Origin of the sequence: Modestobacter marinus (assembly GCF_011758655.1) — a bacterium.
Classification (GTDB): Bacteria; Actinomycetota; Actinomycetes; order Mycobacteriales; family Geodermatophilaceae; genus Modestobacter; species Modestobacter marinus.
The window spans coordinates 3,315,534-3,335,311 of sequence record NZ_JAAMPA010000001.1 but is presented as its reverse complement, the minus strand read 5'-3'; the positions used below and the strand labels follow the sequence as shown (position 1 = coordinate 3,335,311).

General features: G+C 74.7%; 21 protein-coding genes. 9 read left to right on the top strand and 12 right to left on the bottom strand.

Annotation, left to right across the window (positions count from 1 at the left end; genetic code table 11):
- Positions 1 to 12 precede the first annotated feature (12 nt).
- The 6 genes from purU to FB380_RS15570 form a co-directional block, all read right to left on the bottom strand.
- A complete protein-coding gene (gene purU, locus FB380_RS15595) occupies positions 13 to 888 on the bottom strand; it encodes a formyltetrahydrofolate deformylase (RefSeq protein ID WP_166755839.1) in 876 nt (291 codons plus the stop codon).
- 70 nt (positions 889 to 958) lie between these two features.
- The gene (locus FB380_RS15590) at positions 959 to 1,597 is read right to left on the bottom strand and encodes a DUF6518 family protein (protein WP_166755838.1); all 639 of its coding nucleotides are present in this window, start codon (positions 1,595 to 1,597) and stop codon (positions 959 to 961) included.
- Positions 1,598 to 1,721: 124 nt separating this feature from the next.
- Positions 1,722 to 2,639, bottom strand: coding sequence for a non-homologous end-joining DNA ligase (gene ligD / locus FB380_RS15585; RefSeq protein WP_166755837.1), 918 nt, complete (start codon positions 2,637 to 2,639; stop codon positions 1,722 to 1,724).
- 73 nt (positions 2,640 to 2,712) lie between these two features.
- Entirely contained in the window at positions 2,713 to 4,197 is a 1,485-nt protein-coding gene (ligD, locus tag FB380_RS15580) for a non-homologous end-joining DNA ligase (RefSeq protein WP_166755836.1), read from the bottom strand.
- A gap of 6 nt (positions 4,198 to 4,203) precedes the next feature.
- Positions 4,204 to 5,220 (bottom strand): non-homologous end joining protein Ku, encoded by a 1,017-nt coding sequence (gene ku, locus FB380_RS15575; RefSeq protein WP_166755835.1) that lies wholly within the window; start codon positions 5,218 to 5,220, stop codon positions 4,204 to 4,206.
- 195 nt (positions 5,221 to 5,415) lie between these two features.
- Positions 5,416 to 6,006, bottom strand: coding sequence for a DUF1360 domain-containing protein (locus tag FB380_RS15570; protein ID WP_166755834.1), 591 nt, complete (start codon positions 6,004 to 6,006; stop codon positions 5,416 to 5,418).
- Between the two features lie 175 nt (positions 6,007 to 6,181).
- On the opposite strand from FB380_RS15570, the gene FB380_RS15565 reads away from it, so the two are divergent.
- Positions 6,182 to 6,700, top strand: coding sequence for a hypothetical protein (locus tag FB380_RS15565; protein ID WP_166755833.1), 519 nt, complete (start codon positions 6,182 to 6,184; stop codon positions 6,698 to 6,700).
- A gap of 249 nt (positions 6,701 to 6,949) precedes the next feature.
- On the top strand, positions 6,950 to 7,348 hold the full coding sequence (locus FB380_RS15560; RefSeq protein ID WP_166755832.1) for an STAS domain-containing protein: 399 nt from the start codon (positions 6,950 to 6,952) through the stop codon (positions 7,346 to 7,348).
- A 124-nt stretch (positions 7,349 to 7,472) separates the two neighbouring features.
- Here the strand turns inward: FB380_RS15560 and FB380_RS15555 are convergent, their stop codons facing one another.
- Complete coding sequence (locus FB380_RS15555) at positions 7,473 to 8,480, bottom strand: DNA topoisomerase IB (protein WP_229681910.1); 1,008 nt, start codon at positions 8,478 to 8,480, stop codon at positions 7,473 to 7,475.
- 273 nt (positions 8,481 to 8,753) lie between these two features.
- Between FB380_RS15555 and FB380_RS15550 the strand changes: the two genes are divergently transcribed.
- Both FB380_RS15550 and FB380_RS15545 read left to right on the top strand, forming a co-directional pair.
- Positions 8,754 to 9,251, top strand: coding sequence for an ATP-binding protein (locus tag FB380_RS15550; protein ID WP_166755831.1), 498 nt, complete (start codon positions 8,754 to 8,756; stop codon positions 9,249 to 9,251).
- Positions 9,248 to 10,228: an RNA polymerase sigma factor SigF gene (locus tag FB380_RS15545; RefSeq protein ID WP_166755830.1), complete on the top strand. Its 981-nt coding sequence runs from the start codon at positions 9,248 to 9,250 to the stop codon at positions 10,226 to 10,228. Before FB380_RS15550 ends, FB380_RS15545 begins: the two co-directional genes overlap by 4 nt.
- Before the next feature lie 82 nt (positions 10,229 to 10,310).
- Here the strand turns inward: FB380_RS15545 and FB380_RS15540 are convergent, their stop codons facing one another.
- On the bottom strand, positions 10,311 to 11,558 hold the full coding sequence (locus FB380_RS15540; protein WP_166755829.1) for an SPFH domain-containing protein: 1,248 nt from the start codon (positions 11,556 to 11,558) through the stop codon (positions 10,311 to 10,313).
- A gap of 99 nt (positions 11,559 to 11,657) precedes the next feature.
- The gene (locus tag FB380_RS15535) at positions 11,658 to 12,089 is read right to left on the bottom strand and encodes an NfeD family protein (RefSeq protein ID WP_166755828.1); all 432 of its coding nucleotides are present in this window, start codon (positions 12,087 to 12,089) and stop codon (positions 11,658 to 11,660) included.
- A gap of 112 nt (positions 12,090 to 12,201) precedes the next feature.
- Between FB380_RS15535 and FB380_RS15530 the strand changes: the two genes are divergently transcribed.
- On the top strand, positions 12,202 to 12,942 hold the full coding sequence (locus FB380_RS15530; protein WP_166755827.1) for a hypothetical protein: 741 nt from the start codon (positions 12,202 to 12,204) through the stop codon (positions 12,940 to 12,942).
- A gap of 68 nt (positions 12,943 to 13,010) precedes the next feature.
- On the opposite strand, the gene FB380_RS15525 is transcribed toward FB380_RS15530, so the two are convergent.
- Genes FB380_RS15525 through fabG form a run of 3 tightly spaced genes read right to left on the bottom strand, consistent with a single transcriptional unit; the run spans position 13,011 to position 15,659 of the window.
- Entirely contained in the window at positions 13,011 to 14,180 is a 1,170-nt protein-coding gene (locus tag FB380_RS15525; protein WP_166755826.1) for a ferrochelatase, read from the bottom strand.
- Positions 14,181 to 14,187: 7 nt separating this feature from the next.
- Positions 14,188 to 14,955 (bottom strand): enoyl-ACP reductase FabI, encoded by a 768-nt coding sequence (fabI, locus tag FB380_RS15520; RefSeq protein WP_229681909.1) that lies wholly within the window; start codon positions 14,953 to 14,955, stop codon positions 14,188 to 14,190.
- The gene (gene fabG / locus FB380_RS15515; RefSeq protein ID WP_166755825.1) at positions 14,955 to 15,659 is read right to left on the bottom strand and encodes a 3-oxoacyl-ACP reductase FabG; all 705 of its coding nucleotides are present in this window, start codon (positions 15,657 to 15,659) and stop codon (positions 14,955 to 14,957) included. The genes fabI and fabG overlap by 1 nt, the downstream gene beginning before the upstream one ends.
- A 109-nt stretch (positions 15,660 to 15,768) precedes the next feature.
- Between fabG and FB380_RS15510 the strand changes: the two genes are divergently transcribed.
- From FB380_RS15510 to FB380_RS15495, 4 genes are all read left to right on the top strand, one after another.
- Positions 15,769 to 16,077, top strand: a complete 309-nt coding sequence (locus tag FB380_RS15510; RefSeq protein WP_229681908.1) for a hypothetical protein — start codon at positions 15,769 to 15,771, stop codon at positions 16,075 to 16,077.
- 197 nt (positions 16,078 to 16,274) lie between these two features.
- Complete coding sequence (locus FB380_RS15505; protein ID WP_166755824.1) at positions 16,275 to 17,531, top strand: vanadium-dependent haloperoxidase; 1,257 nt, start codon at positions 16,275 to 16,277, stop codon at positions 17,529 to 17,531.
- Positions 17,532 to 17,733: 202 nt separating this feature from the next.
- On the top strand, positions 17,734 to 18,894 hold the full coding sequence (locus FB380_RS15500; protein WP_166755823.1) for a hypothetical protein: 1,161 nt from the start codon (positions 17,734 to 17,736) through the stop codon (positions 18,892 to 18,894).
- 367 nt (positions 18,895 to 19,261) lie between these two features.
- Positions 19,262 to 19,702, top strand: a complete 441-nt coding sequence (locus FB380_RS15495) for a hypothetical protein (RefSeq protein ID WP_166755822.1) — start codon at positions 19,262 to 19,264, stop codon at positions 19,700 to 19,702.
- The last annotated feature ends 76 nt before the right edge of the window (positions 19,703 to 19,778 follow it).

The following is a 19,778-nucleotide window of genomic DNA, read 5'->3' as shown; positions in this document are numbered from 1 at the left end:
GGCCGTCGAGAACTACGCGAAGACGATGGTGCGGTCGCCCTCGACGACGACGCGGTCCTCCACGTGCCAGGTGACCGCCTGGGCCAGCACCTGGCGCTCGACGTAGCGGCCGATCCGGCGCATGTCCTCGACGGTGGCGCGGTGGTCGACCCGGGCCACCTCCTGCTCGATGATCGGGCCGGCGTCGAGCTCTGCGGTGACGTAGTGCGCGGTGGCCCCGATCAGCTTCACGCCCCGGTCGTGGGCCGCCCGGTACGGGTTCGCACCCACGAAGGCCGGCAGGAAGCTGTGGTGGATGTTGATCAGCCGCTCCGGGAAGCGGCTGCAGAAGTCGGCCGAGACGATCTGCATGTACCGGGCCAGCACGACCAGGTCGACGTCCCCGATCAGCTCCAGGGCGCGCGCCTCGGCGGCGTCCTTGGTGTCGGGGGTGACCGGTACGTGGTGGAACGGCACCCCGTGCGCCCGGGCGACGGGCTCCAGGTCGGGGTGGTTGGAGACGACCGCGGCGATCTCGGCCCGCAGGTCACCCGCGTCGACCCGGTAGAGCAGCTCCTGCAGCACGTGGTCGGCCTTGGAGACGAAGACCGCCAGCCGCGGGGTGTGCGCCGCCTCGGTCAGCCGCCAGGCGAACTGCCACTCCCCCGCCAGCCCGGCGAGCGCCGCCTCCAGCTCGGCGCGGCGGGTGGCCAGGTCGGCGAGGACGAACTCCAGCCGCAGGGTGAACGTGCCGCCCAGCGGGTCCGAGGAGTGCTGCTGGGACTCGGTGATGTTGGCCCCGGCCTCGGCCATCAGCCCGGAGAGCACCGCGACGATGCCCGGCCGGTCGGGACAGCGGACGACCAGCCGTCCGACGTCGGTGAGGCGGGCGTCCTGGGGTGCAGACATGCGCAAGATCGTCCCAGAGCACGCCCGGCCGGCCCCCACCCGGCCCGGCGAGGGCCAGGGCGGCCTGCCGTCACACCGCCGCGAACGCGCCGTTGACCAGGTGCACGCCCAGCCAGCCCAGGGGGACGACGAGGACGAGCAGCCCGAGGACCTGGGCGCGCTGCCGCCAGGTGCGGCCGAGCAGGAGGGCCAGCACCGCACCGGCGACGGCCATCACCACCCCGGAGGCGCCCTGCCACGGGAAGGCCTGCGCCCGGTAGCAGCCCTCCATCACCAGGACCCCGCTGATCAGCGCGGCCCCCACCGTCGCGCCCGGGACGTCGCCGCGCCGCCACCAGGCCCCCGCCGTCCCGAAGACGGCTCCGGCGAGCACCCCGCCGACCAGCCAGATCCCGACCACCGAGCTGCGGACCGGCAGGTCCTGCACCAGCTGGGCGGCGTAGTAGCTGCCGACGAGCAGGAACTCGGTCGCCACCGCCGCCGCCACCGCCGTCCCGGGACGGCGGGCGAGCGCGCCGACGAGGAAGGCCGGCAGGCACCAGGCGGCGATGGAGTTCGCCCACATCGCCCACGGGTCGTCCAGCACGCCCTGCGCCCACTCGGTCAGGACGCCGCCGCCGGCGCCCACGACCAGCACCACCACCAGGAGCAGCCACCACCGCGGGCGGGGGGAGGCGAGGTCGGTGGGCGCCGGTGCGGTCTCGATCATGGGAGCAGGGTCCCGCCCGGGGGCGTGCGCACGCATCGGCCGGCGAGCTGATCCCGGCGTCCACCCACAGGACGATGCCGGCGCCGCCCGGTCGGTCACCAGCAGCGCCGCCGTCGCGCCTCGGTCAGACGGCGGGCAGGACGGCGCGGGTGCGGTCGGCGACGTCGAACAGGTCGCCGTGCTCGGCCACCCGGGTCAGGACGTCGTCGGTGCGGAACCGGACCGACTCCGGGTCGGCGCCTCCGCGCAGCGCGTCGACCTCCGCCCAGCGCAGCGGCGTGGAGACCGTGGCGAGCGGCCGGGCCCGCAGCGAGTAGGGCGCGACCGTCGTCTTCGCGGTGTTGTTCTGGCTCCAGTCGACCAGCACCTTGCCCGGCCGCAGCGCCTTCTCCATCCGCCAGACGACCTCCTCCGGCGTCTGCCGGGTGAGCTCCTGGGCCAGCGCCTTGGCGTAGCGGCTGGGGTGCTCGCGGTCGGCGCACTCGATCGGGGCGTAGACCTGCAGGCCCTTCGAGCCCGACGTCTTCACCACCGGGTCCAGCCCGTCGGCGACCAGTTGGTCCCGCAGCCGGTGCGCCACCTCGGCGCACTCCACGACCCCGGTCCCGGGCCCCGGGTCCAGGTCGAGCACCAGCAGGTCCGGCAGCTGGGCGACGCCGGCGCCGTCCACCTGCCACTGCGGCACGTGCACCTCCAGCGCGGCCAGGTTCGCCGACCAGGCCAGGTCCGGGACGGCGGAGAGCAGGACCATGTCCAGCGTCTCCCGCCCCCGCGAGGAGCCGGGTGAGGGCACCGTCACCGACCGGACCCACTCCGGGGCGTGCCGCGCGCTGTTCTTCTCGAAGAACGCCTGCCCGTCGACCCCGGAGGGCCAGCGGGTGAAGGTCACCGGCCGCTGAGCCACGTGCGGCAGCAGCACCGGCGCGATCCGCACGTAGTAGTCGATCACCTGGGCCTTGGTGAACCCGACCTCCGGGAACAGCACCTTGTCCAGGTTCGACACCTCGAGCTGCCGCCCCTCGATCTGCACCCGCTGCCTCACGCGATCTCCTCGCTGGCGCTCGTCGAACGCCTTCGGCGGGCCGCCCTGCTCATCGGTTCGCTCGCGAGCTCGCTCACCCGGGCTCCACCACGACGTCCCCGGGCCGGACGTCGTCCCGCAGGCCACGCCAGGCGGGGTGGCGCAGCCGGCCCTCCCGCGTCCACTCGCCGTAGCGGACCTCGCCGACCAGCCGCGGCTCGACCCAGTGCGCGTCCCGGGTGACCTCGCGGGGCAGCGTGTCGGTGAACGGTGGGTCGGCCCGCGGGGTGAGCAGGGGCTCGAGGTCGGCCAGGGCCTTCGCCGTGAAGCCGGTGCCGACGTGGCCGGCGAACACCAGCGCCCCGGTGTCGTCGTGCACGCCCACCAGCAGCGAGCCGATGCCGCCGGCCCGCCGGCCCTCCCCCGGCCGCCAGCCACCGACGACGACCGACTGGGTGCGCAGGTTCTTCACCTTGCGCCAGTCCGGCCCGCGGCCACCGGGCCGGTAGGGCGCGTCCAGCCGCTTGACCACCACGCCCTCCAGTCCGTTCTCCCGGCTGGCCGCCTGCACCTGGGCGCCCACCCCAGGGGCGTCGCCCGGGAACCAGGGGGTGGTGACCCAGCGGTCCGAGGCGGGCGCGAGGGCGTCCAGCCGCGCCCGCCGCTCCCGGTAGGGCAGCCCGAGGAGGTTCTCCCCGTCCAGCGCGAGCAGGTCGAACAGCAGGTAGCTGACCGGTGCCGCGGCGGCCCGCCGGGCGACCTCGGGGCCGGTGCGGTGCATCCGCCCCTGCAGCAGGCCGAAGTCCGGCCGGCCACGGGCGTCCAGCGCCACCACCTCGCCGTCCAGCACCGCGTCGTGGCCGGCGAGCGCGGCGGGCAGGGCGTGCAGTTCGGGGTAGGTCGCCGTGACGTCGTTGCCGCTGCGCGCCCGCAGCCGCGCCCGCCCCGACCGCACGTGCGCCAGCACCCGGACGCCGTCCCACTTGAACTCGTAGCCCCAGCGCGGGTCGTCGTCCCGGGGCAGCTCCCCGATGGCGGCGAGCATCGGCACCAGGTCCTCCGGCACCCCGTCGGCCACCGGCGCGTCGGTGACCGGGTCGGCGTCCAGCTTGCGCAGCGCCCAGCTGCCGTCGGGCAGCCGGAAGAGCACGAAGCGGCCGGAGAGCCGCTGCCCGTCGAAGGCCACGGTGACGTGGTCGTCGGTCCACGTCTCGGTGGCGTAGCGGCCGGCGTCCCAGATGGTCGAGACGCCGGCGCCGTACTCACCGGCGGCGATGGTGCCGGAGAAGGAGGCGTACTCCAGCGGGTGGTCCTCGGTGGGCACGGCGAGCCGGTTCACCCCTGGCTCGGTGGGCGGGCCCTTCGGCACCGCCCAGCTCTTCAGCACCCCGCCCCGCTCGAGCCGCAGGTCCCAGTGCACCCGCTCGCCGGTGCGCCCGCGCGGCGTGTGGTGCTCGTGGACGACGAAGGTGTCGTCGTCCCCGGTGGGCAGCGGCTGCCCGGCCGGTGGCACCGGCTCGGCCGTGCGGGACGGGTCCCGCTTGGCCCGGTAGGCGGCCAGCGGGTCGACGGCGGCCACCCCGGGTCAGGCGGTCTTGCGCGGGCGGGAGGTGCGCTTGGCGGGCTTCGCCGGCTCGTCGCCGGCCCCCGCACCCTCCGACGTCTTCGCTGTGGCCTTCTTCGGCGCCGCCTTCCGGGCCGGCGCCTTCTTCGCCGGGGCCTTCTCCCCCTCGGCGGCCTTGGCCGGCTTCCGCGCCGTCGTCTTCTTCACCGGGGCGGCGTCCGGCTCGTCGTCCGCGGTGTCGTCCGGGCCGGCGGCCGGGGCGCTGCCGCCGGCGCGCTCGACGCTGCGCCGCAACGCGCTCATCAGGTCGACCACCGCACCACCGCCGTCGTCGGCGGCCTCGGGCGCGGGCTGCACGTCACCGCCGGACTGCTTGGCCTCCAGCAGCGCGGTCATCGCCTCGCGGTAGTCGTCGGTGAACTGGGTGGCGTCGAAGTCGCCGGCCATCGTGGAGATCAGCGACTCGGCCATCGCGAGCTCCTGCGGCCGGACCGGCACCTCCTCGTCGAGGAAGCTGAAGCCCGGGCGGCGGATCTCGTCGGGCCAGCGCATGGTGTGCAGCACCAGCACGCCCTCGCGCACCCGCAGCGCGGCCAGCGACTCCCGCTGCCGGATGGCGATCTTGGTGATCGCCACCTGGCCGGCGTTCTCCAGCGCGGTGCGCAGCAGCACGTAGGGGCGGGTCGCGACGCCGTCCGGCTCCAGGTAGTAGGTCTTCTCGAAGTGGATCGGGTCGATCTGCTCCTGGTCGACGAACTGGAGCACCTCGATCTCGTGCGTGGTGCCGAGCGGGAGCTGGTCGAAGTCCTCGTCGGTCAGCACGACCAGCTGGCCGTCGGGCAGCTCGTAGCCCTTGGCGATGTCGCCGTACTCGAGCTCCTCGCCGTCGACCGAGCAGACCCGGCGGTACTTGACCCGGCCACCGTCGGCCTTGTGCACCTGGTGGAAGCGGATGTCGTGGTCCTCGGTGGCGGAGTACAGCTTCACCGCGATGCTGACCAGCCCGAAGGAGACCGCGCCGCGCCAGATCGACCGCATGACCGCCTCCTGTCCGCGGGGTCCGGTGACGCCCGCCGCCTCGACAAGATCACAGGATAGGTGCCCGGACGCCGCCGCGGCAGCCCGAGACGGTCACCCAGCGCAGCGCCCCACCCGGTCGAGGGACCCGCTGCCGCCGCCACGCCGCGGGCCGTCGGCAGCCGACGGCCACGCAGCGTGACGCGGAGCTCGCGGTCAGACCTCCTGACCGGTGAGGCTCCCGGCCTCCTCGCCGCCGTCGGACCGCAGCCCGCCGTTCTGGATCGCGTCGTAGACGAACTGCAGCACGTCGGAGCCGGCCACCATCGTCATGGTCAGCGCGGCCAGCCGGGTCGCCCGGGGCGCGGCCACGTAGCCCAGCACGAATCCCGTGCCGACCCACTGGGCCATGCAGAACGGGCAGGTCAGCAGCTCCCCCACGGCGTGCTTCACGCCCCCGTGCTCGCGCACCTCCTCGGCGACCTCGGCCTCGCCCGACGTGCCCTGGTAGCTGACGAACGGCGCGCGCACCGGAGCGGTCACCGGGTCCTTGGCGATCCGCCGGGCCAGCCGGAAGGTGCCGACGGTGAGCAGGACGGCGTCGCCGAGGGGGATCCGGCTGGGCAGCTCCCGCCCGGACGCCCGGACGGCGGTCGCCGCGGCCCCGACCAGGCCCAGGTAGACGCCCATCGCCCCCAGGTCCGCGCCGAGCGGCCGGGCCTCGCCCTGGGTGTACTCCTCCTGCTGGGTGCGTGCCCAGCGACGGACCGGTCGCCCGATCCGCTGCACCTCGTCTGTGATCGCCATGTCGCGCCGGTACCCGGGGCGCCCGGTGCCATGCGGCGGCGGGAGCTGGATCACGCATGCCCGGCACCGGGCCGGGTAGGGCCCGACCACGACGCCGGTCACCCGACCGGCTCCCGCCGTCCACCGGACGGACGAGCGCGCCCACCGCCGAGGCGCGCAGAACGGAGGCACTCCCATGACCGACCCGGACCGCGCTGCCCGCGACTCCGCACTGAACGACGCCGAGTTCCCCGACGACGAGCGCGGGCTCACCGGCACGGCGGACGGCTCCCGCGGCGACGTCGGCCCCGAGGGCCAGACCGCCCGGGACGTCTTCCCCGAGGACAACGGCATCCCCGAGGTCTCCCAGGACGACAGCCCGACCATGGCCCGCGCCGAGGACCCGGAGTTCGCCCCCGAGCCCGGTGACCGCCAGCACCAGGACGTCGACTTCGGCACGACGGCGCGCGAGCAGTCCGAGGGCGAGTCGCTCAGCGGGCGGCTGGAGCGCGAGATCCCCGAGGACGCCCCCGACGTGCGCCCCGCCGAGGACCCCGATCGGGCCTTCGCGCAGCTCGACCAGGACGAGGACACCGATCGGCTGAGCGACTCGGGCACCAACCGCACCGGGGACGACGTCGAGGCGTTCGCCGACGCGCCGGTCGGCGGCGAGGGCCCCGAGGAGAGCGCCGTCCACGTGGTCGAGGGCACCTGAGCCCCGCTGCGCGTCGACCGCCCGGCCGCGTGACCGGGCGGTCGGGCACTGGATTGGTGCCGCGATCATGACCCGACTAGGTTGGGCGCCACGGTTGAGCAGCCAGCCGTGGCCTGCCCGAGAGCTCCTCGGGAGGCGTGTCCGGAACCTCGATGTCCCGGGTCGCGTCGGGTTCGGCGGTGTACCGCAGTACATTGTCCGGGCACCTGCGCACCCGCCAGGCATCGCCGCTGAGAGGAGCTGCAGTCCGTGACCTCACCTGACTCACCCGCCGAGGGCTCGCGCGACGTGTCAGCCCCGGCTGACTCGAACGACGCACCCTTCGACGACGTGATCACGCTGTCGACGTCCACCGACGGCGACGGCACGGTCACCGTGACGGTCGTCGGCGAGGTCGACACCTTCACCGCCCCCGTCCTGCGGGCGTCGCTGGACACCCAGCTCGAGCAGCAGCCGACCGCGCTGGTGATCGACCTGTGCGGTGTCCAGTTCCTCGGCTCGGCCGGCCTGGCCGTGCTCGTGGAGACCCAGAAGTCGGCCCGCTCGCGCGACGTCGGCCTGCGACTGGTGGCCAACACCCGCGCCGTGACCCGGCCGCTCGAGGTCACCGGCCTCATCGACCTGTTCACGATCGCCGAGAAGGCCTGAGCAAGACCCCTCTCGCACACACGACGACGGCGCTCCACCTCCGGGTGGGGCGCCGTCGTCGTTCGGCCCCGCTGCAGGGTCCCGCCACGAGCTTGCGAGTGGTGGGGGGCAGCGGGGTCCTTCATCAGGCGCTGAGCAGTGAGCAGACCGCCGTCTCGATGGTGCGCTGCGCCGTCCGGTCGTCGGGTGCCTTCGCTGCCTCGGCGAGGGCCTCGACGACGGTCTCGCCGTGCTCGTACCGGTCGACCACGCGCGGGTCGACGTAACTGTTCTTGCAGACCGTCGGGGTGTTGCCCAGCTGCTCGGAGACCTTGACGTAGGCCTGCCGCACCAGCTTCTGCCGTGCCGTCTTGCTGCGGGGCGGCGGAGCCTCGGCCAGGGTGGCGGCCATCATCACCGTCGCCGTCCAGGTGCGGAAGTCCTTGGCGGTGATCTCGGCGCCGCTGACCTCCTTGAGGTAGGCGTTCACCTCGTCGCTGGTCACGTCGTGCCAGCTGCCGTCGGCCAGCCGGTAGCCGAGCAGCTCCTGCCCCTCGTCCGCCGGGCGCTCCAGCAGCTGCCGGACGACGGTGGCGGTCGGCCGGTCCAGCAGCTCGACCTCCCGGTCGATGCCGCCCTTGGCGGTGTAGTGGAAGAAGACCCGCTCCCCGCGCACGGACACGTGCTCGCGGCGCAGCGTCGCCAGCCCGTAGGTGCCGTTGTCCTCGGCGTACTGCTCGCTGCCCACCCGGAACGCGCCGAGGTCGAGCAACCGGACAGCGCAGGCCAGCACCCGCTCGCGGTTGAGCCCCCGGGTGCGCAGCGCCGCCACCACCTCGTCCCGGACGTCGGGCAGCTGGTGGGAGATCTCCAGGACGCGCTCGTGCTTGGCGGCGTCCCGCTTGACCCGCCACTCGTCGTGGTAGCGGTACTGCCGCCGGCCGGCGGCGTCGGTGCCGACCGCCTGGATGTGGCCGTTGGGCCACGGGCAGATCCAGACGTCCTTCCAGGCCGGCGGGATGGCCAGGGCCCGCAACCGGTCCAGCCGGTCGTCCTTGATCAGCGCCCCGTCCTCGTCCTGGTAGGAGAACCCCTTGCCCGCGCGACGCCGGGTCCAGCCGGGGGCGTGCACGTCACTGCGCCGGAGTCTCACGCCGGAGGGATGTGCACGACCGGGTGGGCTCAAACACGAGCGGTCACCGGATCCCCCTGGCGGGTGCCGCGGGCCACGTCGCCGGGACATCGGTGTGTGGGGGCGCGCCCCGCTGGGCACCAGAGCCAGGCCGTGCGTCTACCGTCGGACCCGACACCTGACGAGCGACCGCGCGTGGTCCGTGCTCCGAGCGGGCCGCGCGGCGGGTGCGCTGAGAACGGACGCCCGCGCTCTCGTCCGAGGGCGCGGGGACGACGAAGGAGCGAACGACGCATGGTCGACACGACGGGCGCCGCCACCGGCGAGCGGCGCACCGAGCGGCTGGAACTGCGGGTCCCCACCTCGCCGACCCAGCTGCCTGCGGTGCGGGCGATGACCGGTGACCTGGCGATGCGGATGGACTTCGACCTCGACGCGGTCGAGGACCTGCGGCTCGCGGTCGACGAGGCCTGCGCCACGCTGTCCTCCGTCGCCCTGGGCGACGCGCCTCTCACGGTCGTCTTCGAGGCCGCCCGCGACGGTCTGCGGATCGACGCCTGGGTGCCGACGGCGGCCGGTGTCGACGTCCCGCGCGACGGCTTCGGCTGGGCGGTGCTGCACACCCTGGTCGACACGGTCGAGGCCGGGCCGAGCAACCAGGCGACGGTCGCGGCCGGCAGCGGCGAGTCCACGCCGGTCGCCTGCATCACCCTGGTCAAGAAGCTGCGGCGCTACAGCGCGATCGACGCCCTGACCGAGCAGTCCGACCCCGACGTGTCGGTCGCACGGTGACGCGGTCGGCTGCCCCGGACTCCCCGGCTGCCGACGACGCCGTCCTCGGCTCGGGTGAGCCCCTCGGGTCCCCGACCCCCGCCGCCGACGCCCCTCCGGTCGCCGGCGCCGCCGAGGGGTCCGAGACGACGACCGGACCCACCGGCACCACGGAGTCCTCCCCCGAGTCCTCGGCGGCGACGCCGGAGCCCGTTGCCGACCCGGTGCCGATGTCGGACAACCGGAAGCGGGCCGAGCGGACCGCGCCGCTGTTCGCCGAGCTGGCCACCCTGGACAAGGGCGACCCGCGGCGGGAGCGACTCCGCGAGATCCTGGTCGAGGAGCACTTGCCGCTGGTGCGGCACTTCGCCCGCCGGTTCAGCAACCGCGGCGAGCCGTTCGACGACCTGCTCCAGGTGGGCACCCTCGGTCTGATCGCCGCCATCGACCGGTTCGACCCGAGCCGCGGGGTGGAGTTCCTCTCCTTCGCCGTGCCGACGATCACCGGTGAGATCAAGCGGCACTTCCGCGACCAGGGCTGGTCGGTGCGGGTGCCCCGGCGGCTGCAGGAGCTGCACCTCTCGCTGAACGCGGCGGTCAGTGAGCTGTCGCAGAAGAACGGGCACGCCCCGACGCCGTCCGAGCTGGCCGAGCACCTCGGCATCCCCCGGGCGGAGGTCCTCGAGGGCCTGGCGGTGGCCAACGCCTACCGCAGCAGCTCGCTGGACGAGCGGCTCTCCGGTGAGGAGGACTCCCCCACCCTGGCGGCCACCCTCGGCGAGGAGGACGCGGCCCTGGAGGGCGTGGAGTACCGGGAGTCGCTGCAGCCGCTGCTGGCCACCATCCCGCCCCGCGAGCGCCGGATCCTGATCCTGCGGTTCTTCGGCAACATGACCCAGTCGCAGATCGCCGCGGACATCGGCATCTCCCAGATGCACGTGTCCCGGCTGCTCAGCCAGACCCTGGCCAAGCTCCGCGAGGGCCTGCTCAAGGACTAGGCGACGCCTGCCCCGCCGAGGGGGGACGAGACGCCGATGGCCCAGGACTCGATGAGTCCTGGGCCATCGGCGTCTCAGCGCATCAGGACGGCGGCAGCTGCAGCGGGTCGTCGTCCGCGGGGCGGTTGCGCGGGTCGGCGGCGGGGCCGCTCTCCTGCACGTCCTGCTTGACCTGGGACAGCGGTGGCGGCGTCGGGATCTGCGGGGTCGTCTCGCTCGCCGTGTCGGCGATGCTGGACAGCGAGATCTTGGCCTCGGGCTGCTCGGCGGCCGGCGGCAGGTTCGAGTCGAACCAGCTGCTGGTGTCCAGTGAGGACGCCGGCGGCTGGGTCGCCCCGGCGCCCTGCCCGCCGGAGGACGCGTCGACGTCGAGCCAGCTGCGGGCCCCGTCGCCGTCGTCGCCACCACCGAGCTTGGACAGCCCCTCCAGCGCCTTGCTGAACTCGCTGGGCACGATCCACATCTTGTTGGCGTCGCCCTGGGCGATCTTCGGCAGCGTCTGCAGGTACTGGTAGGCCAGCAGGCCCTGGTCGGGCTTGCCGTCGTGGATGGCCTGGAACACCGTCTCGATGCTCTTCGCCTGGCCCTGGGCCTGCAGGAACAGCGCCGCCCGCTCACCCTCGGCCCGCAGGATCCGGCTCTGCCGCTCGGCCTCGGCGTCCAGGATCGCCGCCTGCTTCTTGCCCTCCGCGGAGAGGATCGAGGCTGCCTTCTGGCCCTCGGCGGTGGTGATCGCCGACTGCCGCTGGCCCTCGGCGGTCAGGATGACCGCGCGCTTGTCGCGGTCGGCGCGCATCTGCTTCTCCATCGAGTCCTGGATGGACGGCGGCGGGTCGATCGCCTTGATCTCCACCCGGGCCACCCGCAGGCCCCACGGCCCGGTGGTGCCGTCGAGGACGGTGCGCAGCTGGGAGTTGATGCCGTCCCGGCCGGTCAGCGCGCCCTCCAGGTTCAGCCCACCGACGACGTTGCGCAGCGTCGTGGTGGTCAGCTGCTCCATGCCGGTGATGTAGTTGGCGATCCCGTACACGGCCAGGCGCGGGTCGGTGACCTGGAAGTAGACGACGGTGTCGATGCCGACCTGGAGGTTGTCGGCGGTGATGACCGGCTGCGGCGGGAAGGAGATGACCTGCTCGCGCAGGTCGATCGTCGCGCGCACCCGGTCGACGAACGGCACGAGCAGCGCCAGGCCGGGCGAGAGGGTGCGGCTGTACCGGCCGAGGCGCTCGACCACCTTCGCCTGCGCCTGCGGGACGATCGTCACGCTCTTGGCCAGCACGAAGGCCACGAGGACGGCGATCACGATCAGAGCGATCAGGGCGGGTGTCACGAGGGCGGTGCTCCGTTCCTGGGAGTGGTGCGGGGATCCGATCCTGCCCCGTCCGGAGCCGGACGGGCACCCCTGCGGCGTCCGGTCACCCGGATCGGGTCAGAGGTGGCTGACGTAGGCGATCGGTCCCTCGATCTGCACGATCCGGACCTCGGCGCCGATCTCGTACGCCTCGTCGTCGAGCTGGGTGCGCGCGGTCCACTCGTCGTGGCCCAGCCGGATCCGGCCCGCGCTGTTGTCCACGCGCTGGCTGACCACCGCCTCCCGGCCGACGTAGGTCGCGACGCCGTCGATCTGCTCGGGGGTGCGGTCGACCAGGTGCCGCTTGGCGACGGGACGGACCAGGACCAGCAGCCCGGCCGAGACGACGATGAAGGCGATCACCTGCAGGAGCAGGTCACCGCCCAGCAGGGCGACGCCCATGCCGCCCAACGCGCCGCCGGCGAACATGAGCAGGACCAGGTCCAGGCTGGCGACCTCACCGGCCGCGAACAGGCCTGAGGCGATCAACCAGAGCAACCAGGCGGGCACGTTCCGAGTCTGGCACGCGAAGGCCCCGTCCGGCCGTCGTCCCACGCCCGCGGGACCTCTCCCGGTCGGTCGCGCTCCGGCCGGTGGCGGGGCCGTCGTAGCCTCGTTCACCGTGCACGACATCGCCGCCGGCCGGTTCGCCGTCTGGTCCACCGCCTGGCTCACCGGCCGCAGCTCCTACGACGAGGCGCTCGACGTCCTGCTGGGCGAGACCGCCCATCGGGTGGTCGGGCTGCCCGGCACCGACGAGGCCGTGCCGCTGGGCTGGGCGCTGAGCGCGCTGCGCGGCCTGGGCGAGCAGCGGCTGCGGCTGGTGCTGCCGGTGCCCGGGGACACCCGGGGCCTGCCGGCGGTACCGGAGCTGGTGGCGCTCGGCCTGGAGGCCGGGCAGGCCGCCGTCGGCAGCCGGCTCGCCCTCGTGCCGGAGGCGCTGGGCCCCGAGGCGGTCTCCTGGACGGCCGTCTCCCTCGACGGTGCACCGCCCGTGGCACCCCCGGTGGAGGGCAACCTGCGGGCGGTCTCCGGGGCGCTCGACCTCGCCGTCGGCGACTCCGCCCGCACGCTCGCCTCGCTGGACCTCGCCCGGTGGAACCCCGAGGTCCCCGGGCTGCTGGCCGGGCTGGCCCGGACCGTGCACGCCCCCGGCCTGCCCGCCGACCACGACCCGGTGGCCCTGTCGGTGCTCGGCCGGGCGCAGCGGCTCTCCCAGGTGCTGGACCTGGCGATGGCCGACGCCCCGGGCGCCGCGGTCACCACCGCCCAGGCAGCGGCCCGCGACGAGGCGCTGCGCCCGCTGGCGACCGCCGTCCGCGAGGCGACGGTGGCCGCCTACAACTGGGTCCCGCGGGGCTGAGGAGCGGCGCTCCCGCGCCGTCCCACCCGCGCTGACCTGGCGTCCTCGCGGGTGGGATCGTGCGGGGCTCAGGCCGTCGGGCGGGCCGGGCGCTGGACGAAGCAGCAGGACGCCGGGCAGTTGGTGCCCAGCCGGGGCTCCCCGCCCGCACGCCGCTCGACCAGCAGCTCCCGCAGCGAGGCGACGAACGCCGGGTGCGTGCCGGCGGTCGCCGCCCGGGCGAAGGCCAGGCCCAGCTCGCCGGCGGTCTCCTCGGCCTCGTTGTCCAGGTCCCAGATGACCTCGAGGTGGTCGGAGATGAACCCGACCGGGAAGACGACGACGGCGGTCTCGCCGGACTCGGCCAGCGCGCGCAGGTGGTCGTTCACGTCGGGCTCCAGCCACGGCACCGACGGCGGCCCGCTGCGGCTCTGCCACACCAGGTCGAAGTCGCGGCCCGGTGCCGCCGCCTCGACGACGAGCTGGGCGGCCCGCTGCAGCTCGGCCTCGTAGGCACCGCCCTGCGGCCCGGCCACCGCGGCCATGGCGTTCGGGATGCTGTGCGCCGTGGCCACCAGCCGGGCGGTGTCCCGGACCTCCTCGGGCAGCGAGGCGATCGCGGTGGCCAGCGCCTCGGCGTTGGCCTGGACGAACCCCGGTGCGTCGAAGTAGTGCGGGAGCTTCTCCGCCGTGGGGCCCTGCGGCGCGGACGGGTCGAGCTCCAGCGCGACCCGGGCCCGGGCGACGTCCTCGTGGTACTGCCGGCACCCGGAGAAGGAGGCGTAGGCCGAGGTGGCGAGCACGTAGGCGTGCTCGACGCCGTCGGTGGCCATCTGCCGCCAGGCGTCCTCGACGTAGGGCGCCCAGTTGCGGTTGCCCCAGTACACCGGCAGGTCGATGCCGGCGCCGGCGAGCTCGGCCTCCAGGGCGGCGACCAGCGCCTTGTTCTGGTCGTTGATCGGGCTCACGCCGCCGAAGTGGTGGTAGTGCTCGGCGACGGCCTCCAGCCGCTCGCGCGGGATGCCGCGGCCGCGGGTGACGTTCTCCAGGAACGGCATCACGTCGTCGTGGCCCTCGGGGCCGCCGAAGCCGAGGACGAGCAGCGCCTCGCGACGCCCGGCGGGCGCCGGGTCACGCGAGGGCTCGACGCCGCCGTTGTTGCGGACCGCCAGCGACGGGTCCTGGTCCGGCTGCTGGTCGGGAGGGGTCAGGGAGGCACCCGCGGGGAGGGGGTGCCGAGGGCGCGCGAGGTCGGTCACCAGACCGTCATACCCCCACGGCGTGGAAGCCGCCGTCGACGTGCACGATCTCTCCGGTCGTCGCCGGGAACCAGTCCGACAGCAGGGCGGTGACGGCCTTGCCGGCGGGCTCGGTGTCGGTGACCGACCAGCCCAGCGGTGCGCGACCCTCCCAGGCCTCCTCGAACTGCGCGCTGCCCGGGATCGACTTCATCGCCATGGTGCGCAGCGGGCCGGCGGCGACCAGGTTCACCCGGACGCCCTCGGGGCCCAGCTCGCGGGCCAGGTACCGGGAGGTCGACTCCAGCGCCGCCTTGGCCGCGCCCATCCAGCCGTAGACCGGCCACGCGACGGTGGCGTCGAAGGTCAGCCCGACCACCGAGGCGGTGTCGCCGAACAGCGGGCGGCAGGCCTGGGTCAGCGAGGCCAGCGACCAGGAGGACACCTGGAACGCCGTCGCCGCGTGCTCCCACGCGACCTCCGGGAAGCCCTCGCCCATCGCCTCCTGCGGCGCGAAGCCGATCGAGTGGACGACGCCGTCCAGACCGTCGACGTGCTCGCGCAGCCGGTCGGCCAGCGTGGCCAGGTGCTCCGTGTTCGTGACGTCCAGCTCGACGACCGCCGCCTCCTGCGGCAGCCGCTTGGCGATCCGCTGGCACAGCGACAGGGCGCGGCCGAAGTTGGACAGGACGACGGTGGCGCCCTGCTCCTGCGCGAGCCGCGCGACCGAGAACGCGATCGACTGCTCGGTCAGCACGCCGGCGACCAGGATCTTCTTGCCGTCCAGAATGCCCATCAGTGCCCCATCCCCAGTCCTCCGTCGACCGGGACGACCGCCCCGGTGATGTACCCCGCCTGCTCGCCCGCCAGGAAGCGGACGACGCCGGCGATCTCGTCTGCCTCGGCGAGCCGCCCCAGCGGCACCTGCCCGAGGATCTCCTGCTGCCGCTTCTCGGGCAGCTCCGCGGTCATGTCGGTGGACACGAACCCCGGCGCCACCACGTTGGCGGTGATGTTGCGGCCGCCCAGCTCCCGGGCGATCGAGCGGGCGAGCCCGACCAGGCCGGACTTGCTCGCCGCGTAGTTGACCTGCCCGGCCGAGCCGAGCAGCCCGACCACCGAGGAGATGAAGACCATCCGCCCGGCCCGGGCGCGCACCATCTTCGGCGCCGCCCGCTTGGCGACCCGGTAGGCGGCGGTCAGGTTGGCGTCGATGACGTCGGTGAACGCGTCCTCGCCCATCCGGAGCAGGAGCCCGTCGCGGGTGATGCCGGCGTTGCTCACCAGCACCTCGACCGGGCCCTGGTGCTCCTCGACCTCGGTGAAGGCCCGGTCGACGGCGGCGGCGTCGGTGACGTCGCACTGCACCCCGAACAGCCCCTCCGGCGCCCCGCTGCCGCGGTGCGTCACCGCCACCGAGTCACCCGCCTCGGCGAACGAGCGGGCGATCGCCAGCCCGATCCCCCGGTTGCCACCGGTCACCAGCACCGACCTGCCCACTGCGCCCACCTCATCGAGCCGACCGTGCGTTTCGTCGTGGTGAACCTAGTCGGTGGGCACAGGTCACACCGGGCGAGCCCCGGAGGGCATCCCGTCGCACACTGGCCGGGTGCCCCCCTCCCCGGCCGACCTGCGGCCCACCACCGGCCCGCACGGGGTGGTCCGGTTGCTCAACACCGCCGGTGGGCGGGCGCTGTGCCTGGCCGGTGCCGTGGACGCCGACGTCGTCGACGCGTTCCGGCGCCGCTACGGGCGGGAGCCGGTGCGGGTGGACGTGATCGACGCCGGGTCGGTGACCTCGCTGTCCGGCGCCGCGCTCGAGCTGGTCCGGGACCACCTCGACGTCGCAGCGCTCGGCGGCCGGACGGTCCGGTTGCGCCGGTCCCCCGCCTTCGGCCGGCTGTTCGCGCAGGCCTGACCGACCCGACGCGCGATACGCACGACGGAGACGACCGGGTCGCGGCCCCCTCGTCGGACGACGACGCGCCGGCCGCTGGGGGGGCGGGTCGCCGGTCACGGCACGCCGGACCTCCGCGTCCGCGTATCACGGCACGGCTGCGCTGCTCTTCCCGACGAGCCCGCCCCGCCCGGGCGGGTCCGACAGGAGGAGTGGTCATGGCCGATGCCGTCACCCGGTGGAACGACGTCCTGATCAAGGTCATCAAGCAGGTGGGCGGTCCCCCCGGGCCGATCGCCCGCGGCGGCGCGATGATGCACGCCGCCGTGTACGACGCCGCGATGTCGATCGTCCCGACGCACGAGCCGTACCTGGTGCGCGTGCCCGCCACCGAGTCGGCGTCGCTGGACGCGGCCATCGCCCACGCCGCGCACGACACGCTCGCGGCCGCCTTCCCGGACACCGCGATCGACCTGACCGCGGAACGGGACAAGGAGCTGGCGCTGCTGCCGCCCGGCACCAGCGCCACCCAGATCGCCGCCGGCGCGGCGGTCGGCCGGGCCGCCGCGCGGGCCATGATCGAGGCCCGCCGGCACGACGGCGCCGACCACCAGCAGTACCACGTCCCCGGCAGCCAGCCGGGCGACTGGCGGCCCACGGACTCCACGCGGGCGGCCGCCACCCCCCAGTGGCCGGCCGTCACCCCGTTCTGCATGGCGTCGGGCGCCCAGTTCCGGCCGCCGCGGCCCGGCGGCTACCTGAACAAGCGGCAGATGCTGCGCAGCCCCGAGTACGCCGCGCAGTACGACGAGGTCAAGGAGCTGGGCGGCGCGGACTCGACCGCGCGCACCGAGGAGCAGACGCAGATCGCGCTGTTCTGGGCCAACGACGTCGACGGCACGTACAAGCCGCCCGGCCAGTTGTTCGCCCTCACCCACGCGGTGTCCGCCGACCGCGGCCTGGACGTGCTGGAGAACGCCCGGCTGTTCGCGCTCGTCGGGCTGGCCCTGGCGGACGCGGGCGTGGTCGCCTGGGACGCCAAGTACGCCACCGACCTGGACCTGTGGCGGCCGCAGACCGCGATCGCCCTGGCCGACGACCCGGTCGACGGCGACGACAACCCGGACACCGAGGCGGACAGCGACTGGCTGCCGCTGCTCCAGGACGGGGAGGAGCACTTCTCCCCGCCGTTCCCCGCCTACGTGTCCGGGCACGCGACGTTCGCCGCCGCGCACGCGGCGGTGATGCGCCGGTACTTCGGCACCGACAACGTCTGCTTCGACGCCGTCACGGACGACCCGGAGGTGCCGGCCGGCACCACCAGGAGGTTCAGCAGCTTCACCGAGGCGGCCCGGGAGAACGCCCGCAGCCGCGTCTACCTCGGCGTGCACTTCCAGTGGGACGGCGACCACGGCTTCCTGTCCGGCACCGCGCTGGGCGAGCACGTCGTCGACACCCGGCTCCGGCCGATGTGACCTGAGCCGACCCGGCACGTCCGGCCCCCGGCGACCCGTCCACCGCGGGCCCCGGGGGCCGGACGTCGACCAGCCGGGCACGAACCGTCCCCGCGCCGCCGGCCGGCGGCGCACACTCGCCGCACGCGCCGCGACGGGGTCCCGGGCAGGACGGGCGCAGCACCGGCGGCGCGACGATCCCGGCGGACCGTGGGAGTGGGTCATGCAGGAGCCGATGGGCAGCGGGCAGGACGGCCTGCTCGACGCGATCCGGGCCAGGCGTGCGGGCGTCGACGCCTACGTGCAGGAGCAGGGACCGGCCAGCTCGCGGCTGTCCACGATCAGCATCGTCAGCAGCGCCGTCGCGGCCGCACTCACCGCCGGACCGGCGCTGGGCGGGACGGACTTCGCCGAGACGGTGCAGGACGGGCTGGCCCTGGACCGGTCGCAGACGGTCTGGCGGGTGCTGTGCTTCGCCGCGCTGGCGGTGTCCCTGACGGCCGCGGTGTCGGTGAACCTCCAGAAGGCCAACGACCTGCCCGCCCGGCTCGCCGCGGCCGGCACGGCCGGTGCGCTGCTGGACGGCCTGGAGGCCCGGCTGCGGTTCGGCGGGATGGCGGTCGCCGACGCCGCCGCCGAGTACCGGGAGATCGTGGCCACGGTCCCGTTCGTCCCCCGGGTCCGCCTGGACCGGGAGGGCGGCACGTCCGAGGCCGGGGGCGGCGCTGCGCGGGCCGGCCGGCGGTGGACGGACTCCGCGGTGCGGCTGGCGGTCGTCCCGGTCCTGGGCGCCGTCCTGCTGCTCGCCGTGCTCGTCGGCCTCGCCCGCGGGATGTCCGCGGCACCGGAGCCGGGGGCGGCGGCGCCACCGGCGGCGACCGCCCCGCCGGCCGCGGAGCCCAGCCCCTCAGCGACGGCCGTGGTGGGCCCGGCGGTGTTCGGTGGCCGGACGACGGCGGGCGGCATCAGCCTGGCCATCGTCACCGGCGACGGGGAGGCGGCCGCGTACCTCTGCGACGGCCGGGCGATCGAGGCCTGGCTGTCGGGCCCGGTCGTCGGCGACGGGATGGAGCTCGCCGGGCAGGACGGCGCCACCCTGACCGGCACCGTCCGCGGCGACCTGGTCTCCGGTGAGGTCAGCACGCCGGCGGTGACGACCCCCTTCGTGGCCCGGGCGGCGGAGGAGCCGACCGGGGTCTACCGGGCCGACGTCCAGGTCGGCGGAGCCGATGCCCGGGTCGGCTGGGCCGTCCTGCCGGACGGCAGCCAGGTCGGGATCGTGAACGTCGACGGCGAACTCGATCCCGCCCCACCCCTCGACCCGGCCGACCGCACGTTCCGGTTGGACGGCGAGCTGCACGAGGCCCAGCGCCTGGCCCCCTGAGCGCATCACCGGGCTGCCGGTGGCGCCGCGGCCTGGGTGACCCGGTCGACGGGGCCTGGAACAGGCGCGCGGTGGTGCCGGCCGGGAGCAGCACCTGACCGACGGGGAAGGACGTCCGGCGGGGGGGCTCTCACCTCCCGCTTCTCCCTGCAGCGGACCGAACGGGACGCGACGGGCGCAGCACGGCCGGCTGCTGGCGGGTCACGCCGGTGTGGAGTCGCCGGTGTGCCCCTCGAGGGGAGGAGGCGGCCGGCGCGCCGCTGATACCCCGGGCCACCGGGTCGGGGCCACGAGCACGGCGGGCGTATCTGCCGTCCCCGCCAGACCTCTGGAGGTCCACAGCGTTCCCCGACCGCGGAGGTGCACCATGGACGACCACATCGAGCGCGTGCCCGGCTTCCCGGCGTGCCGGCTCTTCGCCCTCGTCGACTCCGACGCCGCCCTGCGCGGTGCGCTGTCGGCACTGGCACCGTACGTGCAGCCCGGTGCTGCGCGGGTGCTGAGCGGCGAGCCCGGCATCCGGGCCCTGGACGTCGACGGCCGCGCCCGCGGGACCCGGGGCCGGCTGCTGCGGGCCGTGCAGGACGTCTCCCACGGCCGCGGTGCACTGGCGCTGCACGAGGAGCACCTGCGCCGCGGGGGTCACCTGCTGCTCGTCCCCGCCCGTGACTGGGCGCAGTGCCGTCGGCTGGTCGACGTCCTCGGCCCCTGGCGCGCGCACGGGCTGGTCTGGTTCGCCCGGTACAGCGTCGTCGACGTCACCCCGCGCTACTGCGCGCACGACGGCCGAGCACTCGTCGCGGCCTGACCTGCTCCCCCACCCGGCCGGGCCGAGTCGCTGAGAGGCGGCTCCGCCCGGCCGCTACGTGCGCGGGCGCCGTCCG

Bases quoted from the DNA above. Each gene is read 5' to 3' on its own strand.
- ku (WP_166755835.1), bottom strand. From the start codon at position 5,220: ATGCGGTCGATCTGGCGCGGCGCGGTCTCCTTCGGGCTGGTCAGCATC.
- fabI (WP_229681909.1), bottom strand. From the start codon at position 14,955: ATGGGCATTCTGGACGGCAAGAAGATCCTGGTCGCCGGCGTGCTGACC.
- FB380_RS15570 (WP_166755834.1), bottom strand. From the start codon at position 6,006: ATGGCGATCACAGACGAGGTGCAGCGGATCGGGCGACCGGTCCGTCGC.
- FB380_RS15590 (WP_166755838.1), bottom strand. From the start codon at position 1,597: ATGATCGAGACCGCACCGGCGCCCACCGACCTCGCCTCCCCCCGCCCG.
- FB380_RS15505 (WP_166755824.1), top strand. From the start codon at position 16,275: ATGGCCGATGCCGTCACCCGGTGGAACGACGTCCTGATCAAGGTCATC.
- FB380_RS15495 (WP_166755822.1), top strand. From the start codon at position 19,262: ATGGACGACCACATCGAGCGCGTGCCCGGCTTCCCGGCGTGCCGGCTC.
- FB380_RS15500 (WP_166755823.1), top strand. From the start codon at position 17,734: ATGCAGGAGCCGATGGGCAGCGGGCAGGACGGCCTGCTCGACGCGATC.
- purU (WP_166755839.1), bottom strand. From the start codon at position 888: ATGTCTGCACCCCAGGACGCCCGCCTCACCGACGTCGGACGGCTGGTC.
- FB380_RS15550 (WP_166755831.1), top strand. From the start codon at position 8,754: ATGGTCGACACGACGGGCGCCGCCACCGGCGAGCGGCGCACCGAGCGG.
- FB380_RS15565 (WP_166755833.1), top strand. From the start codon at position 6,182: ATGACCGACCCGGACCGCGCTGCCCGCGACTCCGCACTGAACGACGCC.